Here is a 1,671-nt window from a genome sequence, read left to right as displayed (position 1 = left end):
GAGGTGCAATACCTAGGCCCATTTGACGAGCAAGTTTGTCTTGTGGGCGAATACCAGCAGAGAATACGATGAAATCAGTTTCTAGCTCAGTTCCGTCTGCAAAACGCATCACGTTACGAGCTTCAGTGCCTTCAGGAGCAATTTCTAGCGTGTTTTTGCTTGTATGAACGTTTACGCCCATACGTTCGATTTTTTGACGAAGTTGGTTACCGCCCGCTTGGTCAAGTTGCTCAGCCATTAGCTTAGGAGCGAACTCAACAACGTGTGTGGTTACGCCAAGTGCTTTCAGTGCGCCCGCCGCTTCAAGGCCAAGTAAGCCACCACCGACAACAACACCAGACTTTGAGTTCTTCGCGGTTGCTTCAATCGCTTTCAAATCTTCGATTGTACGGTAAACGAAACAGTCTTTACCTTCGTGACCTTTGATTGGCGGAACGAATGGGAAAGAACCAGTTGCAAGAACAAGTTTGTCGTATTGAATTTCACGACCTGTGCTTGAGTAAACAGTCTTTTTCTCACGGTTAACGTTAATTGCACGTTCGCCGATCAGCATGTTGATGCCGTGTTTCTCGTAGAAGCCTTCTTTAACTAAAGAAAGTTCGTCCGCAGTATGGTGTGAAAAATAAGAAGAAAGGTGTACACGGTCATAGGCTACGCGAGGCTCTTCACAGAACACCGTGATGTCCATGTTAGCGACATCTGTCTTCTCGACTAAATCTTCGATATAGCGATGGCCTACCATCCCGTTACCGATTACGACTAGCTTCATCTTGCTCATAAGAATTCCTGAAGGTTATATATTTCTTAACTACACGAATAATGAATTATGAAAGAAAATGAAAATATGATGTAAATCAATTACGAAATCGAACTACCCAAAAGGGGTAGAACAAAAGAGGTAGAACTGCTTAATTATCAGTCAAAGCAAACGAATAACCGTAGGTTTGGTAGGGTTTAGCGGGGTTTTATATACACTTCAACGCATTAAGAAGTAGGTTGTAAACTTTCACAACAGGTTACCAACAACGTAAGTAAATGACAATCATTTTCATTTAGCTTCTTATAAATATATATAGAAGCCTATAAATACATGTAGAACACCGTTTGCGTGAAAAACTATGTGTAATTGTGAAAACCACTCCTACCTATTCGTAATGTAAACAAAGCTGTTCGCCCTTTAATGTCGAGATGAACTCAGTTTATAACTTGGGTCATCGGTTTGTTTGCTTGATCTAACACAAGAACCCTTTTGATTCACATGTGTGATGTAAAAATCAACTTCCAACCAAACCCTGAATAAATTAGCATTGTTGAAAATAATTCTTATTTAACAGAGTGAATACGATGCGCCTAATTTTACTAATCCTATCTATTATTGCAGCCCCTGCGTTTGCTGAAACAAAGGTCATCAAACAAGTGATGGACATGAATTCTGAAAACATCGACAAGATGTACCAATTCATTCCTGATTACGTAGAAATCGAACCTGGTGACAAGGTGCTTTTTAAAGGAACCGTTGGCTCTCATACTGCTCATAGCATTCAAGGGATGCTTCCTGACGGTGCTAAACCTCTTATGATATCCGGGTCAAACGCTCAGGAAGTCACTTTTGATAAGCCCGGAGTTTATGGCATAAAATGTAAAGTACATCACCGACACGGAATGGTGGCA

2 protein-coding genes are annotated in these 1,671 nt (G+C 41.1%); one reads left to right on the top strand and one right to left on the bottom strand.

Going from position 1 to position 1,671, the window contains the following annotated elements; translation table 11 throughout:
- Positions 1–778: FAD-dependent oxidoreductase (locus AB4496_RS27670; RefSeq protein WP_372133205.1), on the bottom strand; the 778-nt coding region annotated here is incomplete at its 3' end.
- A gap of 566 nt (positions 779–1,344) precedes the next feature.
- On the opposite strand from AB4496_RS27670, the gene AB4496_RS27665 reads away from it, so the two are divergent.
- Positions 1,345–1,671 (top strand): plastocyanin/azurin family copper-binding protein (locus tag AB4496_RS27665; RefSeq protein WP_372133202.1); only part of this gene is annotated, 327 nt, incomplete at its 3' end.

The sequence above is a fragment of the Vibrio sp. 10N.222.46.A1 genome, assembly GCF_041473595.1.
Taxonomy (GTDB): Bacteria; Pseudomonadota; Gammaproteobacteria; order Enterobacterales; family Vibrionaceae; genus Vibrio; species Vibrio tasmaniensis_A.
The sequence above is the reverse complement of the archived record's forward strand: the minus strand, read 5'-3'. Positions and strand labels throughout refer to the sequence as shown.